The sequence below is a fragment of the Streptomyces sp. NPDC002698 genome, from assembly GCF_042888945.1.
In the GTDB taxonomy this organism is placed as follows: Bacteria; Actinomycetota; Actinomycetes; order Streptomycetales; family Streptomycetaceae; genus Streptomyces.
The window spans coordinates 24777-43551 of sequence record NZ_JBIAQM010000051.1; the positions used below are offsets into that span (position 1 = coordinate 24777).

Sequence of the window (18775 nt, forward strand, 5' to 3'; positions counted from 1 at the left end):
TCAGCCGGGCCCCGCCGGAAGGCGGGGCCCCCTCCATTGGGCAGGAGCCGCAGAATGGAAACGAGCAGACGTACGGTCATCGCAGCGGCGGCGGCAGCGGGGTTAACCGCGGCCACCATCGGCACGGCGCACGCGGCGGGCGGCAGCAAGCCCGTGAGGGAACTCTTCGGCAAGCTCGCCGACGGCACCAGGATCCACCGGTGGTCGCTGGCGAACGGCGGGACACGGCTCAAGGTCCTGTCCTACGGCGGAATCGTCCAGTCCCTGGAGATCCCCGACCGGCACGGCCGGTACAGGAACGTCTCGCTGGGCTTCGACAACATCGACGACTACGTCGCCAGGACCCCGTACTTCGGCGCCCTGATCGGCCGGTACGGAAACCGCATAGGCAAGGGGCGGTTCACCCTCGACGGCACGAGCCACCAGCTCTCCGTCAACGACGGTGTCAACAGCCTGCACGGCGGCGCCAAGGGCTTCGACAAGCGCGTCTGGGACGTGGAGGGCTTCACCTCCGGCTCCGACGTCGGACTCGTCCTGCACCACACCAGCATCGACGGCGAGATGGGCTACCCGGGCACGCTCAGGGCGAAGGTCACCTACACCCTGACCCGGAACGGCGACTGGCGCATCGACTACGAGGCCACCACCGACAAGGCCACCGTCGTCAACCTCACCAGCCATGTGTACTGGAACCTCGCCGGTGAGGGCAGCGGCTCGGTCTACGACCACGAGCTCGAGATCGCGGCCTCCCGCTACACCCCCGTCGACTCGGGCCTGATCCCCACCGGGGAACTGGCGAAGGTCGCCGGCACCCCCTTCGACTTCCGCCGGACCAAGACCGTCGGCCGGGACATCCGGGTGGCCCACCAGCAGCTCCTGTACGGCAAGGGCATCGACCACAACTGGGTCCTCGACAAGGGGATCACGGCGAGGCCCGAGCAGGTCGCGACACTCCGCGACCCCTCCTCCGGCCGCACCCTGACGATCGCGACGAACGAGCCCGGCCTCCAGTTCTACTCGGGCAACTTCCTCGACGGCACCCTGGTCGGCACCGGCGGTCACATCTACCGCCAGGGCGACGCCCTGTGCCTGGAGACCCAGCACTTCCCGGACTCCCCGAACCAGCCGTCGTTCCCTTCGACGGTGCTGCGGCCGGGGCAGACCTACCGGACCAGCACGGTTCACTCGTTCGGCGCGTGACACGACCTCACAGCCGGTTCACAAAATCCGCACGACCTCACAACGATTGAACAGCGCCACATCCGTATCCGTATGAGAGGGCGGCCCGTGCTCCCCCGCGCGGGCCACCCAAAGAACGGGGGCCCGTCCTCCCCAGCGGGCTCGCCTTATACGGAGGTTCCATGGCCGGCAATGTCACCTCGCTCTTTCGCGGCACCGCGGCGCACAGTCCGTCGATGGCCGCACTGACGCGGGAGGGCGACGGAGCCGGCCCGGTGGACTTCTGTATCCCCTGCAACCCGTACTTCCCCACGCCCGCGATGTTCGACGAACTCGCGGGCCGGTTGCGCGAGATCATCACCTATTACCCGAGCAGCGCCGACACGATCACCAGTGAGCTGTGCTCGCTGCTCCAGCTTCCGCCGCAGTGCGTCGCGATGGGCAACGGTTCGACCGAACTCATCACATGGATCGATCACTTGCTGGTCCGTGAGTCCCTCGCGATACCCGTCCCCACGTTCGGCCGCTGGACCGACCAGCCCATGGAGACCGGCAAGCGGGTCGACATGTTCCCGCTCCAGGAGTCCACCGGCTTCGCGCTCGACCTCGCCTCGTACGCCAAGTTCATCCGCTCGCGCGGCACCAAGGTCGCCGTCATCTGCAACCCGAACAACCCCGACGGCGGCTTCCTGCCGCGCCAGTCGGTCATCCAGTTCATGGACGCGATGGCCGACCTGGACCTGGTCGTCATCGACGAGTCCTTCCTGGAGTTCGCCGACGCCGAGTCGGAGCCCAGCGTGGTCGAGGACGCGGTCATGCGGCCCAACGTCATCGTGCTGCGCAGCCTCGGCAAGAACTTCGGCCTGCACGGCATCCGCTTCGGCTACATGGTCGCCAACCCCTCGCTCGCCGGCAAGGTCCGCTCGATGCTGCCGAAGTGGAACCTCAACTCCTTCGCGGAGACCGTGGTGTTCATGCTCAAGAACCACGGCAAGGAGTACATGGAGAGCCTGCACATGGTCCGCCGCGACCGGCTCGACATGGCCCGCCAGCTCTCCGCGCTGCCCGGTCTGACGATCTACCCCTCGCAGGGCAACTTCCTGTTCGTACGTCTTCCCGTCGGCGCCGAGGGCACCGTGGTCCGGGACCGGCTGCTCACCGAGCACCGCATCCTGGTCCGCGAGTGCGGCAACAAGGTCGGCTCGTCCAGCCGCTTCCTGAGGCTCGTGGTACGCCCCCAGTCGGATGTACGCCGCCTGGTGGCCGGCCTGGAACAGGTCCTCTACGGGTCCAGACAGGAAACCGCCGTACCCGAGCTGAGCAATGGGACCGGCTACGGCTCGGGTAACGCCATGGTGGACCGTCTCGTCGGCGCCACCAACGGAGCCGGCATGCAGGGGCTGGCCGCGCAGGCGAACGCGTGGCCCGGACAGCCCGCCCCGGTCCCCCAGCCGGTGGCCGCCGCCGCCCCGCAGCCCAGCCTGCCGTCCGCCCCCCAGCCGCGGCCCGCCGCTTCGCCCTACCCGGCCCAGCAGCCCGCCGCCGCCCCGGGCTATCCCGCCCCGCAGCAGCCCCTGGCGGCCCAGGGCTACCCCGCCCCGCAGCCCGCCAACTGGCCGGCCGCGGCCCAGAGCCCCGGGGCGATGCCGGCCCAGATGCCGCCCGCCGCCATGCAGGCACCGGCCCCCTCGGCCGGGCTCCAGCCGGCCGCCCAGACGGGTATGCCCGGCATGGCCGGCGGCGCCTCCATGGGCGCGCAGGGCGGCCTGACGGCGGCCCAGGTCCGCGGCAGGACACAGCCGGAACCTCCCCCACCCCAGCCGAGCGCCGGCTGGGGAGCCGTGGGCGCCATGCTGTACAACCAGGCCGGTTAGGGCCTGCCGTTTGGATCATGCGGCGGGACGCGGGGCAGGGCACGCACTCCCCCAAGCTCTGCGAGCAGGGGGGACCCCCAGCGGCGTTGTCGTCGGTTGCCGACGTCCCCCAGCCTTCGGCCGGGAGGTGCCCCCACCGCGTCGCCTCCCTCCTCCGCCTTGCAGCCGCACGCACCCTGCCCCGCTCGGCCCGGCCGACAAGGCACCGCACCTCGGCGCCACCTGATCCAAACGACAGGCCCTAGGCCACTCATACCGCCGCGCGGGATCCGCGCGGCCGGCCTCCCCACAGGCCGGGCGGGACCCCCGCGTGGCCGGCCTCCCCACGGGCCGGGCGCGGGGAACCGCCACGACCGAGGGTGCGGGCAGGGGCAGCGGTATCCCCGCCCGGCGCCCGAGGACCCTCGTGTCCCGCGCCGCGTTCCGGTGCCGGACCACACAGCGGAGCGCCGGGCGGACCGAACCCCCGGCGTCTCCGCTTCTTCCATGTCCCCGCCCTGCCGCACCCCCGCGCGGCAGGCGGCCGGACAACGTGTCCGACATGGAGCTTGACGCGCTGTCGCTTTACGGAACTGACAGCCGACCGACAGCAACCGTCCCTACGGTGCCGTGTTCATGACAGATTCCCCCACGAAAGACACGTCGGAGGCCCCTCTCGGGCGCCGGACCGTACTGATCGCCACGGGCGCCTCGGCCGCGGCACTCGCCGTGGCCGCCGCGGCACCCGTCGCCCCCGCCCCCACCCACGCCCCCGTCGCCGACCCGGCGGACGCGGCCCCCGCCGCGGCGGCCGTCTGCACCCTCACCAAGGAGATGACCGAAGGCCCCTACTACCTCGACGGCCAGCTCGTCCGCGCCAATGTCACCGAAGGCAAGGCGGGCGCCCCGCTCAAGCTGGTGCTCACCGTCGTCGACGACGACACCTGCGTGCCGATCAGTAACGCCCTCGTCGAGATCTGGCACTGCGACGCGCTCGGCGAGTACTCCGGCTTCGTCGGCAACAACGGCCACAGCGAGCCGGACGACGGCACGTTCCTGCGCGGCGGCGTCCTGACGAACACGTCCGGCGTCGCGAACATCACCACGATCTACCCCGGCTGGTACCGGGGCCGCTGCGTGCACATCCACGTCAAGGTGCACACCGGTGTCACCCTCACCTCCGACGGCTCCTTCACCGGCGGCAGGGAACTCCACACCGGCCAGCTCTTCTGCAGCGAGACGATCACCGCGGCGATGGCCAGGGTGTCCCCGTACTCCACCAACACGGTCACCCGCACCACCCTCGCCCAGGACTCCATCTACGACGACGGGGGCGCCTCCTCGGGCCTCCTGACCCTGACGGCCCTCGGCAGCACCACCTCCGCCGGCTACACCGGCACCCTGACGCTCGGCGTCGAGACGAGCTGACCCGGACCCTCCCCCCACGGAGGCCGGGGGCGGTCCGCGCACCCGCGGGCCGCCCCCGGCCGCGACCGTCGGGACGACCATCCCGGTCAGCGGCCAGCCGGCCGGCGGAACGACGAAGCCGCCGCATCCGGCACGCCGCCCGCTCCGCTCGCGGCCATCTCGCGTAATCCCCCCGCGCCGGAATCGTCGTACGACCATCAAATGACCTGCCCCTGTGGACAATGGCCGCACCTTCCCCCGGCTTCCCGGGCTCGGACCGAGCGGGGGAAGCCCCGTCGCCGTCCTCCGGGAGAACCCGCATGGTGTTGAGCAGACGTACCTTCAACGCACTCGCCGGCACCGCGGCCCTCGGCCTCTCAGTGAGCGGCTCCGGGAGCGACGAGGCGTGCGCGGCCGGAAGGGCGCCCCTCGCACCCACCGGGCCCGCGCCCGCGCCGCCCACCGCCGACGGCGGGAAGCACACGGTCGGATTCGACCGCTACTCGATGCTGATCGACGGCAGGCGCCTGGTGATCTGGTCGGGCGAGTTCCACCCCTTCCGGCTGCCGAGCCCGTCCCTGTGGCGGGACGTCCTGCAGAAGATGCGCGCCCACGGCTACAACGCGGTCAGCATCTACGTCGCGTGGAACTACCACTCCCCCGCACCCGGGCAGTACGACTTCACCGGGGTCCGCGACCTCGATCTCTTCCTGCGCACCGCCGCCGAGACCGGGCTGTACGTCATCCTGCGCCCCGGCCCGTACATCAACGCCGAGGTCGACGCCGGCGGCTTCCCCGGCTGGCTGACGGCCACCCCCGGGGTGGCCCGCACGTCCGACCCCACCTACCTGAAGCACGTCGACGGGTGGCTCACCGCGGTCGACCGCATCGCGGCCCGCCACCTCTACACCGACGGCGGCGGCACGATCGTCCTGTACCAGCTGGAGAACGAGTACGACAACCATGTGGACGAGCCCGCGGGCCGTGACTACATGGCTCACCTGTACGCCAAGGTGCGCGCCGACGGCATCGACGTCCCCCTCTTCCACAACGACAAGGGCAGGAACGGGCACTGGGCCCCCGGCACCTTCGACACGGGCGGCGAGCGCGGGCGTTACCTGTACGGCTTCGACGGCTATCCCTCCCCCTTCAAGACACCTCCGGACTGGGGGTACTTCGGCCCCGGCGGCATGAAGGGCGGCTCGACCGCCAGCCCGGACACCCCGGGGTTCATCCCCGAGTTCGGCGGCGGCTGGTTCGATCCGTGGGGCGGGACGGAGTTCGACGGCCTCGGGTACGCCGAGTCCCGCCGCACCCGGGACGCGGCCTACGAACGGCGCTTCTACCTCACCAACCTCGCCAACGGCATCACGGTCCACAACGTCTACATGACCTTCGGCGGCACCTCCTGGGGCTGGCTGCCCGCGCCGATCGTCTACACGTCGTACGACTACGGGGCCGCCATCGACGAGGCACGCCGGCCGACCGAGAAGCTCCTCCCCATGCACCAGATCGGCCGGCTGCTGCAGTCGGTGCCCGACCTGGCCAAGCTCGACCGCGCCGAGCCGCTCCCCGGCGACGGCACGGGGGCGGGCCCCGGCATCAAGGCGTACCACCTGGTCAATCCGGACACGCGGGCGCGCTTCCATGTGCTGCGCAACGACTCCCCCACCGAGGCCGTCGCGACCCTGGCGCTCGCCGGAACGGCCGTCGAGGTGCCGGTGCCGGGTCTCGACGCACGGCTGCTCGCCGCCGGGATCTCCCTGGGGCGCCGGAAACTGAGCTGGTCCACCGCCCAGCCGATGCTGTGGCTGGCCGCGGGACGGCAGGACATCGCCGTGTTCACCGGCCGGGCGGGCGAGTCCACGCGCACCTGTCTGGAGGCCACGGGCGAACCGAAGGTCACCGTGCTGGACGGAGAGGCCGGGTACGGCTACGAGGACGGGGTCCTGCGGATCGACGCCGTGCTCGACGGCATCACCCGGGTCCGGGTGGAGGGCGGCGGGGTCGGGGCTCCCCTCCTGCTGCTGTTCGCCGACGACGAGAGCTCCCGTTCGCTGTGGCGCCACGACACCCCGTCGGGTCCGGTGCTGGTGCGCGGCCCGGCGCTGCTGCGCACGGCCGTCCTGCGCGGCACGGCCGCGCGTCTCACCGGCGACACGGCGGGGACGGCGGACCTGGAGGTGTGGGGGCCCCGCGGGGTGACCGAACTCGTCTGGAACGAGCACGCGTTGAAGGCCCACGCCACCCCCTCCGGGAGTCTGCGGGCCGAGCGGCCGCTGGCCGGACCGGGCCGGGTGCGGCTGCCCGCGCTCACCGGCTGGCGCCGGGCCGAGGGGAATCCCGAGTCGGACCCCGATCACGACGACACCGGATGGCGGGTGACCGACAGGACGTCCTCGTACAGCGTCACCCCGGTGCCCGCCGGGCAGCCCGTGCTGTTCGCCGACGACTACGGCTTCCACTACGGAGACGTCTGGTACCGGGGACACTTCGCGGACGCGGACGCGGACGGCGCGGACTCGGTGTCGCTGACCTATGTCGCCGGCACCCAGGGGCTGTTGATGGCCTGGCTGGACGGCGAACCGCTCGGCACCCACCGGATGCCGGTGCCGGACAAGAAGACCGTGCGCAAGGGCACCTGGGCGGCCACCGCCACCTTCCCCGTCCGGCCCCGGGAGCGGCGGTCCCATGTGCTGTCCGTCCTGGTCCGGCGGATGCAGCACGACCAGGACGGCAAGGCCGACGACACGCACAAGGCGGCCCGGGGCCTGACGGCCGTCACCTTCGCCGGGGCCGCTCCGGCGGTCCGCTGGCGCATCCAGGGCGAGGCGGCCCCCGACCCGGTGCGCGGACCGCTCAACGCCGGAGGTCTGCACGGGGAACGCCACGGCTGGCATCTGCCGGGCTTCGCGGACGGCGGCTGGAATGCCGTCGGCTTCCCGTGCGCCGAGCGGCGCCAGGGCGTCACCTGGTACCGCACCGGATTCCGGCTCGGTGTGGACAGCGGGGTGGACGCGTCGATCGGGCTCACCCTCACGGACGATCCGGCCCGCGCCTATCGTGTCCAGATCTTCCTGAACGGCTGGAACATGGGCCAGTACATCAACGACGTGGGCCCGCAGCACACGTTCGTCCTCCCCAACGGGGTGCTGCGCACCCGGGGTCACAACACGCTGGCCCTCGCGGTGCTGTCCGACGGGACCACGCCCGCGGGCCCCGGCCGGGTGGAACTGACGCTGCTGGGCAGCGCGGCCGGAGGAGTGCCGGTGACACCGGTCGCCTCCCCCGGCCCGGGGAGCGCGTGAGGAAGGGTGAGGAAGGGGCTCTAGACGAGCCTGATCACGTTCCAGGACAGCGGCTCCAGGACGGCGCTGAGCGTGCCGTCCCGGAGCGTGGTCCCCTCGACCGGGTGCGGGGTCACCCGCTCCTGGTCGTGCAGGCTGTTGACGGCGTCCGGATCGGCGTCGGCGAGCGCGCTGTGCTCGACGACCGACGTCAGCCCCAGCCGGTTCAGGGCCACTTCGAGCGGCAGCGGCTCGCTCTGGCCGCGGTTGACGGCGAAGACGGTGACCGATCCGTCCTCGGCGCGTACCGCGGTGGCGTGCAGCAGGTCCGCCTCGCCGTACCTGCGGGTCTCGTACGTCGGTGAGTCCACCCGGACGTCGAGGACCTGCCCGCGCCCGTGGGCCGAGGCCTGCGCGAACGGGTGGAACGTCGTCTGCCGCCAGGCGGGGCCGCCCGGTTCGGTCATGATCGGCGCGATGACGTTGACGAGCTGGGCGAGACAGGCGACACGCACCCGGTCCGCGTGCCGCAGCAGCGCGATGAGCAGCGAGCCGAACACGACCGCGTCCGTGACGGAGTAGACGTCCTCCAGCAGACGCGGGGCCTCCTGCCAGTCCTCGACCGGGTGCGGGTCGGACCGGCTCTGGTACCAGACGTTCCATTCGTCGAAGGAGAGGTTGATCTTCTTCTTGGACTTCAGCCGGGCGCCCACGTGGTCGCAGGTCGCCACCACGTTCTCGATGAACGACTCCGTGTCGACGGCGGAGGCGAGGAAGGAGTCCCGGTCGCCGTCGGTCTCCTCGTAGTAGGCGTGCAGGGAGATGTGGTCGACGAGGTCGTACGTCTCGGCGAGGACCGTCGCCTCCCACTCGGCGAAGGTCGCCATCCCCTGTCCGGACGAGCCGCACGCGACGAGTTCGAGGCCGGGCTCGATCTGCCGCATCGCGCGGGCCGTCTCGGCGGCGAGCCGGCCGTATTCCGTCGCGCTCTTGTGGCCGGTCTGCCAGGGGCCGTCCATCTCGTTGCCGAGGCACCACAGCCGGATGCCGAAGGGGTCCTTGTCGCCGTGCGCGATCCGCCGGTCGGAACGGGCGGTCCCCGAGGGGTGGTTGGCGTACTCCTGGAGTGCCAGGGCCTCGGCGACCCCGCGGGTGCCGAGGTTGACGGCCATCATCGGCTCGGCCTGCGGGCCGATCTTGCGCACGAAGCCGATGTACTCGCTGAGCCCGAAGCGGTTGGACTCGGTGGAGCGCCAGGCGAAATCGAGGCGGCGGGGCCGCTCCTCGACGGGGCCCACCGAGTCCTCCCAGTCGTAGCCGGAGACGAAGTTGCCGCCGGGGTAGCGGACGGCCGTGACACCGAGCTCGCGGACGAGCTCCAGCACGTCGGTGCGCAGGCCGTCGGCGTCGGCCGCCGGGTGGCCGGGTTCGAAGATGCCGGTGTAGACGCAGCGGCCGAGGTGCTCGACGAAGGAACCGAAGAGACGGGGGTCGACCTCGCCGATGGTGAAGGCGGGGTCGAGGGCGAAGCGGGCGGTACGCATGGTGTCCTTTCGGGGCGCCGGAGGATGGGACGGTTCAGCCGCGGGGGCGGCGGGTGCGGTGGCCCGTGAGCGGGTGCGGAAGCGGGTCGGGTGCGGGCCCGTGAGCGAGTGCGGAAGCGTTCGGATGCGTTCGGGTACGGGCGGCCCAGGGTCTGCCCCGCGTCCCGCCGCATGGTCCGAACGACAGGCCCTGGTGCCGCGGCACTGGCGCAGGCTCGGCCAGCCGTTCGCGGTCCAGGTCAGCCGGTTCAGGCCCAGCTTGGGTGTGCCGTTGTCGTAGGAAGCGCTTTCTCGTCAATGGTTTGCGCAAAAACCGGGCGCTCGAAACGGCGTCGGGTGCACGAGACGGAGGGCGCCGGAGAGGCTGGGCGCCGGAGAATACGGGCGCCGGAAACGGTGGGCGCGTGAAAAAGCGAGTCCCCGTCCGGTGGCCGTCGACCGGGCGGGGACTCGCGGGCGTTCGGTTATCCGGCGAACTCCGGCTGCGGCAGACCCTTGCCCGCGCCGGGGACGACGAGCAGGGAGCCGGACATCGGGTGCGGTGCCGCGAGGCCCGTACGCGCGGTGGTGATGTAGAGGTCGGTGAGGTCGGCGCCGCCGAACGCGCAGGCGGTGGGGCGGCGGACGGGCAGTTCGAGAACCCGGTCCAGCTCGCCGTCCGGCGTGTAGCGGCGGACCGCCCCGCCGTCCCAGAGGGCCACCCAGACGCCGCCCTCCGCGTCGACCGTCAGACCGTCGGGGAATCCGTCCTCCACGGTGGCGAACGGACGCCTGTCGAACGGCAGTTGATCGTCCCCGATGTCGAACACGTCGATGCGGCGGGTCGGCGAGTCGATGTAGTAGACACGGCGGCCGTCGGGGGTCCAGCCCGTGCCGTTGCTGACGCTCACGTCGTCGAGGATGGGACGGACCGTGCCGTCGGGGGCGATCCGCGAGAGCGTGCCTCCGCCGGGCGCCTCGTCGTAGCGCATGGTGCCGCACCACAGCGAGCCGTCGGGCGCGACCGCCGCGTCGTTGGCCCGCCGGCCGGGCACGGGTTCCCGGTGCAGCCAGCGGAACGAACCGCCGGCCGGCGCGGTCCCGGTGGATCCCCCCGCCACCGCGGGGGACTCGCCGGACCCGGCCGGCCCGTAAAGACCCACTCCGTCACGGAGGTTGACGACCAGTCCGCCGCCGGCCCGGGGCTTGGCCGCGCCCACGTGCTGCTCGGTGGCCAGCACCGTGCGGCGACCGGAGACGGGGTCGTAGGTGTGGATCCGGGAGCCGAGGATGTCCACCCAGATGAGCCGCCCCGCCCGGGCGTCCCAGGTCGGGCCCTCGCCGAGGGCCGCGTGCGCCCGGACCGCGACCTCGACGGCGCTCACCGCGCGCTCCGGTGGCCGAGCCGCTCGGACAGGTCCGCGGCGCCCTTCACCGCGAGCTGCTCCAGTTCGACGCGGCGCTCGTCGCTCCAGCGGATCATCGGCACGGAGATCGAGAGCGCGGCGACGACCTGTCCGGCCCGGTCGCGCACGGGGGCGGCGACACAGCTGACGTCCGGGTTGGACTCACGGCTCTCCACGGCGATCCCGCGGCTGCGGATCTCGGCGAGGGCCTCGCGCAGGGCGCCCGGCTCGGTGATGCTGTTCGGGGTCATCGCCACGAGGTCGGCGTCGTCCGGGACGCGTGAGGTCAGCTCCGGCTCGGAGAGGGAGGCGAGCAGCATCTTGCCGACGGAGGTGCAGTGCGCGGGAAGCCTGCGGCCGGCCGCCGAGACCATGCGCACCGCGTGCGTGGAGTCGACCTTCGCGATGTAGATGACGTCGGTGCCTTCGAGGATCGCCACGTGTACGGTCTCGTCACAGGTCTCGGCGACGGAACGGGCGACCTGCTGGCCCTCGGCCGCGAGGTCGAGCTGCTCGGCGTAGCGGCTGCCGAGCTGGTACGGGCGCACGCCGAGCCGGTAGCGTCCCGGCTGGCCGGGCACCTGCACGATGTACGACCGGGCGGCGAGCGTGGTCACCAGCTCGTGCACGGTCGTGCGCGGCAGCTGGAGCTTGCGCACGATGTCGGGGGCGGAGAGCGTCCCGTCCCCGTCGAGAAAGAGCTCCAGTATGTCCAGAGCCCGGGTCACGGCAGGTACGAGGCGTCCCACAACCGGCCCCCTCTCTTTTGTTCGAAATTTCAACAGACGATCGGGATGACGAACACAGGCTAGTCATTCACCCGGGGGCGGGCAATGGTTTACGGGGCCCCGCTCGCACGCCCCCGCGCCGGCTCACGACGGGCCGCGCCCCGCCGGGGGCCGGGTGCGCGACCATGGAGCGCATGCCGGCCAAACGCCCCGCCGCCCCCTTCACCCCGCTCGACTTCCAGCTCGTCCTGCTGCGCCGCATGGCCGACCACAATCCCGGCCTGGTCGAGGACGCCCGTCACGAGCTGGGGGTGTCCGTCGCGGACATGCGCGAGGCCAACCGGCGCTGGCAGGCGATGCTGCACTCCCCGCGCGGACGGTCCGCCGCCTCGCGCCACCGCTCGGTCCTCGGCGCCCCCGAGTCCGCGTCCGAGCGCCGGATCGGCGATCTGGCCTGCGAGGCCCTGCGATGGCCGGTGCCGTTGTGGCCCGGTCTGCGCTTCGAGGTCCTGCTCGCCCCGAACGGCGTCGTCTGGAACGAATGGCTGGTACGGGCCCCGGGCGCCCCCGCCCCGGCACTGGAGACCCTGGAGGACCTGGCCCCCTGGAGCTGCACGGTCGACGAGGCGGCCCGCGCCTTCGCCCCAGCCCGGCCCCTGGAGGGCACGGCCCCGACCCGGTGGGGTCTGGCGTTCACGGCGCCCGACGCGTCGGGCGTGCCGCACGCGTGCGCGGCGGAGTTCACCTGGGGGCTGCTGCAACGGGTGGACGTCAAGGGGCCCGTGCCGGAACACCCCGGGGATCCCGGGCGGTAGTCGCGGACAGGTCCGCGGCCGCCGCTCCTCGGGTTCGCCGCTCCTCGGGGTTCGCCGGTCCGGGGGCGGTCGCCGGTCCGGGGAGGGGTGCCGACGGGACCGAGGGCTCCGGGACGAGCCCCTCAGGGAGCGGCGGCCTCGATGACGCGGTCCACGACGACGGGCAGCGACCCGGGGTGGAGCCACAGGAAGAGGTTCGGCTCGACGAGTTCCAGCTCCATCAGCCAGGGCTCGCCGTCGGCGCCGTCGACGAGGTCGACCCGGGCGTAGAGCACGCTGTCCGCGCCTCCCGGGACGGCGGCCAACGCCCTTTCGGCGACATCCAGTTCGGCCGCAGTAGGCTCCCAGACCTCCAGGCGCGGGTGGGGCGTCTTGTCTCCGTCGTAGGGCGTCCCCGGCTCCAGCACGGCTCCCTTGCGACTGGCGTGCAGCAGCCGTCCGCCGAAGAACTGGAGCGCGCGCTCGCCCCGGCTGTCGATGTCCGTCACGTACGGCTGGACCATGGCGGTCAGCCCTTCGGCGTGCATCCGCGCGAGCTGCCCGAGGGCCCTCTCCCGCTCCTTCGGCGTGTACCGGGCGGCGTAGCGCGCCCCCGCCCCCGCCGTGGGCTTTATGACGAACTCGTGCTCGCCGGGCAGGTCGACCGGGTCCCCCGGCGCGAGATACCGGGTCGGCACGACCGGCACCCCCGCGTCCGCGAGGTCCCCGAGGTAGCGCTTGTCCGTGTTCCACCGCACGACCGGCGCCGGATTCATCAGCCGCGTGAGCCCCGCGCAGCGCTCCGCCCACCCCACGAACTCCGCCACACGCCGGCTGTAGTCCCAGGTCGACCGGATCAGCGCCAGGTCGAACCGCGCCCAGTCGACCGCGGGATCGTCCCAGTGCACGATCTCCGCCACCGCCCCGGCGTCCTCCAGTGCTCCCCTCAGCACCGGCAGATCCCGGTCGGCGCCGGGCTCCTCGCCCGGGTCGTAGGTGACGAGCGCTATACGGGCCACTTCGGACTCCTCCTCGTACGGCACCGACACCGCGACACGGCACCGCTGCACGGCATCGGTGCACGGCATCGGGCGCACCCCGTCGGGACGCCGTCCCGGGGCGAGCCCCGCCGCAGGGTAACAACCGCCCGCGCTCCCTGACGGGCCGCACTTGACCTTCACCAAGGGTCAGGGCCCAGCATCGGTGGCGGAACGAGGAACCAGGACCAGGGCCGGGACCAGGTACGGCCCGGACACGGAGCGACGGGGTGGACGCGTGGACATGCTGACGATCGGGGCCTTCGCGAAGGCCTCCCGGCTGTCGCCCAAGGCACTGCGGCTCTACGACGAACTGGAGCTGCTGCGCCCCGCCCGGGTGGACCCCGAGACCGGCTACCGCTACTACGCGGCCGGGCAGCTCCGAGAGGCCCGGCTGGTCGCGTGGCTGCGGCGGCTCGGCATGCCGCTCGCCCGGATCCGGCTGGTGTGCGCCCTGGAACCGGGGCCGGCCGCGCGGGAGATCGGCGCGTACTGGGCCGGGGTCGAGGCCGAGACGGCCGCCCGCCGGGATCTGGCGGCGTTCCTCGTGAACCACCTGTCACCGTCCCCGGGAAAGGACACCAGCATGCTGGAACTCCGCTACTCCGCACACTCCGACACCGGTCGGGTCCGTGCGGCGAACCAGGACAGCGTCCACGCGGGCGCCCGCGTCCTCGCGGTCGCCGACGGCTGCGGGCCGGGCGGCGCCCCCGCGAGCACGGCGGCGGTACGGGCCCTCACGTTCCTGGACGACGAGCCGCTGTCGGCCGGTGGCGTGCTCAACCTGCTGGAGGACGCCGTGGAGGGCGCGGCACAGGCCGTGGCGGACCTGGTACCGCGACACGCCACGGACGGGGCCCCGGACGGAGGTGTCACCGCCAGCACGCTCACGGCCCTGGTGTGGACCGGCTCCCAGCTCGCGCTCGTCCACATCGGGGACTCCCGGGCCTATGTCCTGCGCGACGGCGGGCTGCTCCGGATCACCCACGACCACACGGTGGTCCAGTCGATGATCGACGAGGGCCGCCTCACCCCGGAGGAGGCGACCACGCATCCGCAGCGCGCCATCCTGCTCAAGGCGCTGGGCAGCGACGCGCACGTACCCGATCTGCGGCTGCACGACGTCCGGCCGGGCGACCGCTACCTGCTCTGCTCGGACGGCCTGTCCACCGTCGTGCCGGACGAGGGGATCGAGCGGCTCCTCGCCTCCGCTCCCGACGCCGACGCGGCCGTCCGGGCCCTGATCGGGGCGGCGAACGACGCCGGGGGGCCGGACAACGTCAGTTGCGTCGTCGCGGACGTGGTCGAGGCGGCGGCCCGTCCGGACGGACTCCGGTTCGGTTAGGGCCTGTCGTACCGGACAGGTCCCCGTACCTGCCGGACCGGACAGGTACGGGAAAGCCCGTGGGTCAGTCCTGAGGCCTGCGGTAGCCGAGGGAGGTCTCGATGGCGCGGCCCACCGGGTCGACGGGGGCGCTGTCGCCGGGGCCGGTCACCCAGGTGCGGAAGACGCTCGCCAGTTGCAGGCCGAAGGCCTCGGCCTGAGCCTCGTCCGCCTGACGTGATCCGTCGCGGGCGGCGACGGCGCGGGCGACCTCCTGCCGGAACGGCGTCGCCCGGGGGCCGGAGTCGTGCCAGCCGGAACGGTCCGAGAGGGCCGCCCGCGCGACGGCCCTGGCGCCGTCCACGTGATGGTCGCGGTGGCCTTCCTTCATGTGCCACAACTCGTGTCCCAGGATGACGAGTTGCTGCACCGCCTCGGCGCGCTCCTCGACGACGACGAGGTCGAAGTCGCCGAACTCCATCCACAGACCGGTGACTTCGATCTCGTCGGGGAAACGCTCGAAGCGGAGCTGGACCGGACGGCCGCCCCGGCGCCGGCTCATCTCCTCGCAGAGGGCCTGCGCCAGCTCCCTCATGTCGACGGGCGTATCGATCCTTCTGCGCAGTACCCGGCCGAGCTCCACCGCGAGCGCCCGCATCTCGGAGCGGGCTCCGCGCGGACGCAGCGCCGCCACGAACCTTCCGACGGAGCCGGACGGCTTCGTCGTCATCGCTCCGCCCCCTCGCCGTCGGGCAGGACGTCGGGAAAGAGCGACGGGGACTCACTCACCAAAGGTCTCCCGGCAGTTGACTCGTCAAGTTGTGACGCGAGGCCGACACTACGTGTCCGGGTCCGTCCACGCCACGGTTCCCCGGCGATCGTTCCCGGTTTGGGAACGATCCTTACGGCGCCTGCGCGCCCCCTCCACGTCCTCGGCGCGATCGTGCGGCGGGCCACCCGATCCCGGAGCCCGATCGTGTAGGAAGAGCCTGTCCCTCCCGGTGAAGTCCTCTCGGCAAGGAGTCCTCGTGTTCTCCCTCTTCCCGGCCCTGGTGGGCGGTTCGGTCGCGGACCGGTCCGCGCTGCGCTTCGGCGATCGTTCCCTGACGTACGCGGAACTGGCCGCCTCCGCTCAAGCGCTGGCCGTACGGCTCGGCGGTGCCGGGAGGGTCGCCGTCTGGGCGACGCCGACCCTGGAGACGGCCGTCGGCGTCGTCGCCGCGCTGCTCGCCGGGGTGCCGGCCGTACCGCTGAACCCGAAGTCCGGGGAGACGGAACTCGGCCACATCGTGGGGGACAGCGCGCCGTCCCTGGTGCTCGCGGCCCCGGGGGACGTCCTTCCCGCTCCGCTCGGGACGCTGGACCGTATCGACGTCCAGGTGAACGCGGACGCCGACGCGAAGACGGACACGGAGGGGGAAGCGGGGGCGGCGGCCGGGGTCTCCGGCGGCGCGGGGGCCCCGGGCTCCGCCGCGCCCGGCGAACCCACCGCCCCCGCCACGGCCCCCGGGACCGTCACCGACCCCGCCGCCCCCGCCCTGGTCGTCTACACCTCCGGCACCACCGGGCCGCCCAAGGGCGCGGTCATCCCGCGCCGGGCGATCGCCGCGACGCTGGACGCCCTGGCCGACGCCTGGCAGTGGACCGGCGACGACGTGCTGGTGCACGGTCTGCCCCTGTTCCATGTGCACGGGCTGATCATCGGCATTCTGGGCCCGCTGCGGCGCGGCGGGTCCGTACGGCATCTGGGCCGGTTCAGCGCCGAGGGCGTGGCGCGGGAGCTGGACGCCGGGGCGACCATGGTGTTCGGGGTGCCGACGATGTACCACCGGCTCGCCGAGGCGCTCGGCGAGGACCCCGGGCTCGCCGGGGCGCTGGGCCGGGCGCGGCTGCTGGTGTCGGGCTCCGCGGCGCTGCCCCTGCACGACCACGAGCGGATCAGGGCCGCGACCGGTCGCGGGGTCGTCGAGCGGTACGGCATGACGGAGACTCTGATGAACACCAGCGTGCGGGCGGACGGGGAGGCCCGCCCCGGCACGGTCGGCGTGCCGCTGCCCGGCGTCGGTCTGCGGCTCGTCGAGGAGGACGGGACGACGATCGCCGGGTACGAGGCGGACGGCACCCCGACCGGCGCGTACGACGGCGTGAGCGTCGGCGAGATCCAGGTGCGCGGGCCGAACCTCTTCACCGAGTACCTGAACCGGCCCGACGCCACCGCCGCCGCTCACACGGCGGACGGCTGGTTCCGCACGGGTGACATGGCGGTCCTCGATCCCGACGGCTCGGTCCGTATCGTCGGCCGCAAGGCCACCGACCTGATCAAGAGCGGCGGCCACAAGATCGGCGCGGGCGAGATCGAGAACGCGCTCCTCGAACACCCGGGGGTGCGCGAGGCCGCCGTCGCCGGGGAACCGGACGCCGACCTCGGTGAGCGCGTCGCGGCCTGGATCGTCCCGCTCGACCCTCACGCGCCGCCGTCCGCCGACGCGCTCGCCGACCACGTCGCCCGCCTGCTGGCCCCGCACAAGCGGCCTCGCACCGTGCGTTTCCTGGACGAGCTGCCCCGCAACGACATGGGCAAGATCCTGAAGCGGGAGCTGCCGCGTGACTGAACGGATCTCGGCCCGTGAGGCCATCGCCCTGGTCACCGACAGCTTCGCCGAACTCCCCTCCTCCGACAGCGGGTTCCCGCCCGACGGCCCGCTCTCCTGGAAGGGGTACGGCGAGGCGCGGGCGCACGCGGCGGACCGCACCGGCGAGGAGGAGTCCGTCGTCTGCGGCACCGCGACCTTCGGGACGGCGAGTTTCGGCACCACGACCGACGGCAGGCCTCCGCTCGGTCCGGTCACCGCCGTCCTCGTCGCCTTCGAGTTCGGCTTCCTCGGCGGTTCCCTCGGCGAACGCGCCGGGGACCGTCTGGAGGCGGCCTACGACCATGCCCGTACGCACCGGCTGCCCGTCGTCTCGCTCGTCGCCACGGGCGGCAGCCGGATGCAGGAGGGCATGCTCGCGCTGACCCAGCTCCAGCGGGTGGCACGGCAGTCGGCGCTCACCAGGGAGGCGGGACTCGCGCAGATCGCGGTCCTGCGGGACCCGACGACGGGCGGCGGCTGGGCCACGCTCGGCGCGGGCGCCGATGTGACCCTGGCGCTGCCGGGCGCCCAGGTCGCCTTCGCGGGCTCCCGGGTCCGCCCGCCCGACGCGGACCCGGCCGCGTACACGGCCGAGGCGCAGGTCGCGGCGGGCTCGGTCGACGCCCTGGTACCGAAGGACGGGCTGCGGGAGGCGCTCGCCCTGTGGCTGGACCTGCTCACCCGTCCCGCCGACGGGGCGGCGCCCGTCCCGGCCGCGCTGGGTGAGGCGACCGATCCGCCCGCGACCGGCTGGGACGCGGTGCGGCGCGCCCGGGCCGCCGAACGGCCGCGCGCCGAAGCCTACTTGGACGCGTATTTCACTCGCCGGGTCGCGATCGGCGGGGACCGCTGCGGCGGCACCGACGACGGCGTGCTGTGCGGCTTCGGCCGCGCGTACGACGGGCGGACCGTCGCGTACGCCGCACAGCGCGGGACCCCGACCCGTCCGGCCGGATACCGCACGGCCGCCCGGCTGGTCCGGATGGCCGGACGGCTCGGCATCCCGGTCCTGACGCTGGTGGACACCCCGGGCGCCGCGAACGACGCGCTCGCCGAGCGGCAGGGGGCCGGGGCGGCGATCGCGGACCTGTTCGCGGCGGTCGCCACGGCCCGGACGCCCGTCACCACGCTGGTGATCGGCGAGGGCGGTTCGGGCGGTGCGCTGGCGCTGGCCGCTCCGGGCAACACCTGGGCCACACCGGACAGCTACTTCTCCGTCATCGCGCCGGAGTCGGCGGCCGCCATCCTCAAGCGGCCCGCCGACGAGGTCCGGGCCACGGCGGCCCAACTCCGGCTCCGGCCGCAGGATCTGCTGGACCTGGGAGTGATCCGGGGCATCTCGCCGCACCGCGCCAAAGGGTGAACGGACGACGGCCGCCGGTCCCTCCCGGGAGGGACCGGCGGCCGTCCGCCCGGTGGGCCACCGCCACGGTGGCCGCCCTGACCGGGCGTTCGCAGGGACGTGGGCCGGGGGGGGGGGGGGGGGGGGGGGGCGGGGGGCCCCCCCCGCCCCGGCCCCCCCCCCCCCCCCCCCCCCCCCCCCCCCCCGCGCGCCCCCCCCCCCCCCCCCCCCCCCCCCCCCCCCCCCCCCCCCCCCCCCCCCC

At 73.2% G+C, this 18775-nt stretch carries 13 protein-coding genes; 8 read left to right on the forward strand and 5 right to left on the reverse strand.

What is annotated here, in order from left to right; all coding sequences use genetic code 11:
* The first annotated feature begins 54 nt into the window (after positions 1-54).
* The 4 genes from ACFYW9_RS37780 (at position 55) to ACFYW9_RS37795 (ending at position 7747) form a co-directional block, all read left to right on the forward strand.
* Entirely contained in the window at positions 55-1200 is a 1146-nt protein-coding gene (locus tag ACFYW9_RS37780) for an aldose epimerase family protein (RefSeq protein ID WP_389159601.1), read from the forward strand.
* A gap of 161 nt (positions 1201-1361) precedes the next feature.
* Positions 1362-3053 carry an aminotransferase class I/II-fold pyridoxal phosphate-dependent enzyme gene (locus ACFYW9_RS37785; RefSeq protein ID WP_351871932.1) on the forward strand — a complete coding sequence of 564 codons (1692 nt, stop codon included), beginning with the start codon at positions 1362-1364 and terminating at the stop codon, positions 3051-3053.
* A gap of 615 nt (positions 3054-3668) precedes the next feature.
* On the forward strand, positions 3669-4460 hold the full coding sequence (locus ACFYW9_RS37790) for an intradiol ring-cleavage dioxygenase (RefSeq protein WP_389159602.1): 792 nt from the start codon (positions 3669-3671) through the stop codon (positions 4458-4460).
* Positions 4461-4759: 299 nt separating this feature from the next.
* Positions 4760-7747: a beta-galactosidase gene (locus tag ACFYW9_RS37795; protein ID WP_389159603.1), complete on the forward strand. Its 2988-nt coding sequence runs from the start codon at positions 4760-4762 to the stop codon at positions 7745-7747.
* 20 nt (positions 7748-7767) lie between these two features.
* Here ACFYW9_RS37795 and ACFYW9_RS37800 read toward each other — a convergent pair whose 3' ends face one another.
* From ACFYW9_RS37800 to ACFYW9_RS37810, 3 genes are all read right to left on the reverse strand, one after another.
* Positions 7768-9270, reverse strand: coding sequence for an alpha-N-arabinofuranosidase (locus ACFYW9_RS37800; protein WP_389159604.1), 1503 nt, complete (start codon positions 9268-9270; stop codon positions 7768-7770).
* 464 nt (positions 9271-9734) lie between these two features.
* Positions 9735-10634 carry an SMP-30/gluconolactonase/LRE family protein gene (locus tag ACFYW9_RS37805; protein ID WP_389159605.1) on the reverse strand — a complete coding sequence of 300 codons (900 nt, stop codon included), beginning with the start codon at positions 10632-10634 and terminating at the stop codon, positions 9735-9737.
* The gene (locus ACFYW9_RS37810) at positions 10631-11404 is read right to left on the reverse strand and encodes an IclR family transcriptional regulator (RefSeq protein WP_389159606.1); all 774 of its coding nucleotides are present in this window, start codon (positions 11402-11404) and stop codon (positions 10631-10633) included. Before ACFYW9_RS37810 ends, ACFYW9_RS37805 begins: the two co-directional genes overlap by 4 nt.
* A 164-nt stretch (positions 11405-11568) precedes the next feature.
* On the opposite strand from ACFYW9_RS37810, the gene ACFYW9_RS37815 reads away from it, so the two are divergent.
* Entirely contained in the window at positions 11569-12198 is a 630-nt protein-coding gene (locus ACFYW9_RS37815) for a hypothetical protein (protein WP_389159607.1), read from the forward strand.
* Between the two features lie 122 nt (positions 12199-12320).
* Here the strand turns inward: ACFYW9_RS37815 and ACFYW9_RS37820 are convergent, their stop codons facing one another.
* Complete coding sequence (locus ACFYW9_RS37820; RefSeq protein WP_389159611.1) at positions 12321-13196, reverse strand: RimK family alpha-L-glutamate ligase; 876 nt, start codon at positions 13194-13196, stop codon at positions 12321-12323.
* 256 nt (positions 13197-13452) lie between these two features.
* Between ACFYW9_RS37820 and ACFYW9_RS37825 the strand changes: the two genes are divergently transcribed.
* Positions 13453-14559: a MerR family transcriptional regulator gene (locus ACFYW9_RS37825; RefSeq protein WP_389159608.1), complete on the forward strand. Its 1107-nt coding sequence runs from the start codon at positions 13453-13455 to the stop codon at positions 14557-14559.
* Between the two features lie 64 nt (positions 14560-14623).
* On the opposite strand, the gene ACFYW9_RS37830 is transcribed toward ACFYW9_RS37825, so the two are convergent.
* Positions 14624-15268 carry a toxin-antitoxin system, toxin component gene (locus ACFYW9_RS37830; RefSeq protein ID WP_351871955.1) on the reverse strand — a complete coding sequence of 215 codons (645 nt, stop codon included), beginning with the start codon at positions 15266-15268 and terminating at the stop codon, positions 14624-14626.
* A 298-nt stretch (positions 15269-15566) separates the two neighbouring features.
* Here ACFYW9_RS37830 and ACFYW9_RS37835 point away from each other — a divergent pair, with 298 nt between their 5' ends.
* Positions 15567-17150, forward strand: coding sequence for an acyl-CoA synthetase (locus ACFYW9_RS37835; RefSeq protein ID WP_389159609.1), 1584 nt, complete (start codon positions 15567-15569; stop codon positions 17148-17150).
* Positions 17143-18534: a carboxyl transferase domain-containing protein gene (locus ACFYW9_RS37840; protein ID WP_389159610.1), complete on the forward strand. Its 1392-nt coding sequence runs from the start codon at positions 17143-17145 to the stop codon at positions 18532-18534. The genes ACFYW9_RS37835 and ACFYW9_RS37840 overlap by 8 nt, the downstream gene beginning before the upstream one ends.
* Positions 18535-18775: the final 241 nt, after the last annotated feature.

Bases quoted from the DNA above. Each gene is read 5' to 3' on its own strand.
- ACFYW9_RS37800 (WP_389159604.1), bottom strand. From the start codon at position 9,270: ATGCGTACCGCCCGCTTCGCCCTCGACCCCGCCTTCACCATCGGCGAG.
- ACFYW9_RS37790 (WP_389159602.1), top strand. From the start codon at position 3,669: ATGACAGATTCCCCCACGAAAGACACGTCGGAGGCCCCTCTCGGGCGC.
- ACFYW9_RS37815 (WP_389159607.1), top strand. From the start codon at position 11,569: ATGGAGCGCATGCCGGCCAAACGCCCCGCCGCCCCCTTCACCCCGCTC.
- ACFYW9_RS37785 (WP_351871932.1), top strand. From the start codon at position 1,362: ATGGCCGGCAATGTCACCTCGCTCTTTCGCGGCACCGCGGCGCACAGT.
- ACFYW9_RS37830 (WP_351871955.1), bottom strand. From the start codon at position 15,268: ATGACGACGAAGCCGTCCGGCTCCGTCGGAAGGTTCGTGGCGGCGCTG.
- ACFYW9_RS37795 (WP_389159603.1), top strand. From the start codon at position 4,760: ATGGTGTTGAGCAGACGTACCTTCAACGCACTCGCCGGCACCGCGGCC.
- ACFYW9_RS37780 (WP_389159601.1), top strand. From the start codon at position 55: ATGGAAACGAGCAGACGTACGGTCATCGCAGCGGCGGCGGCAGCGGGG.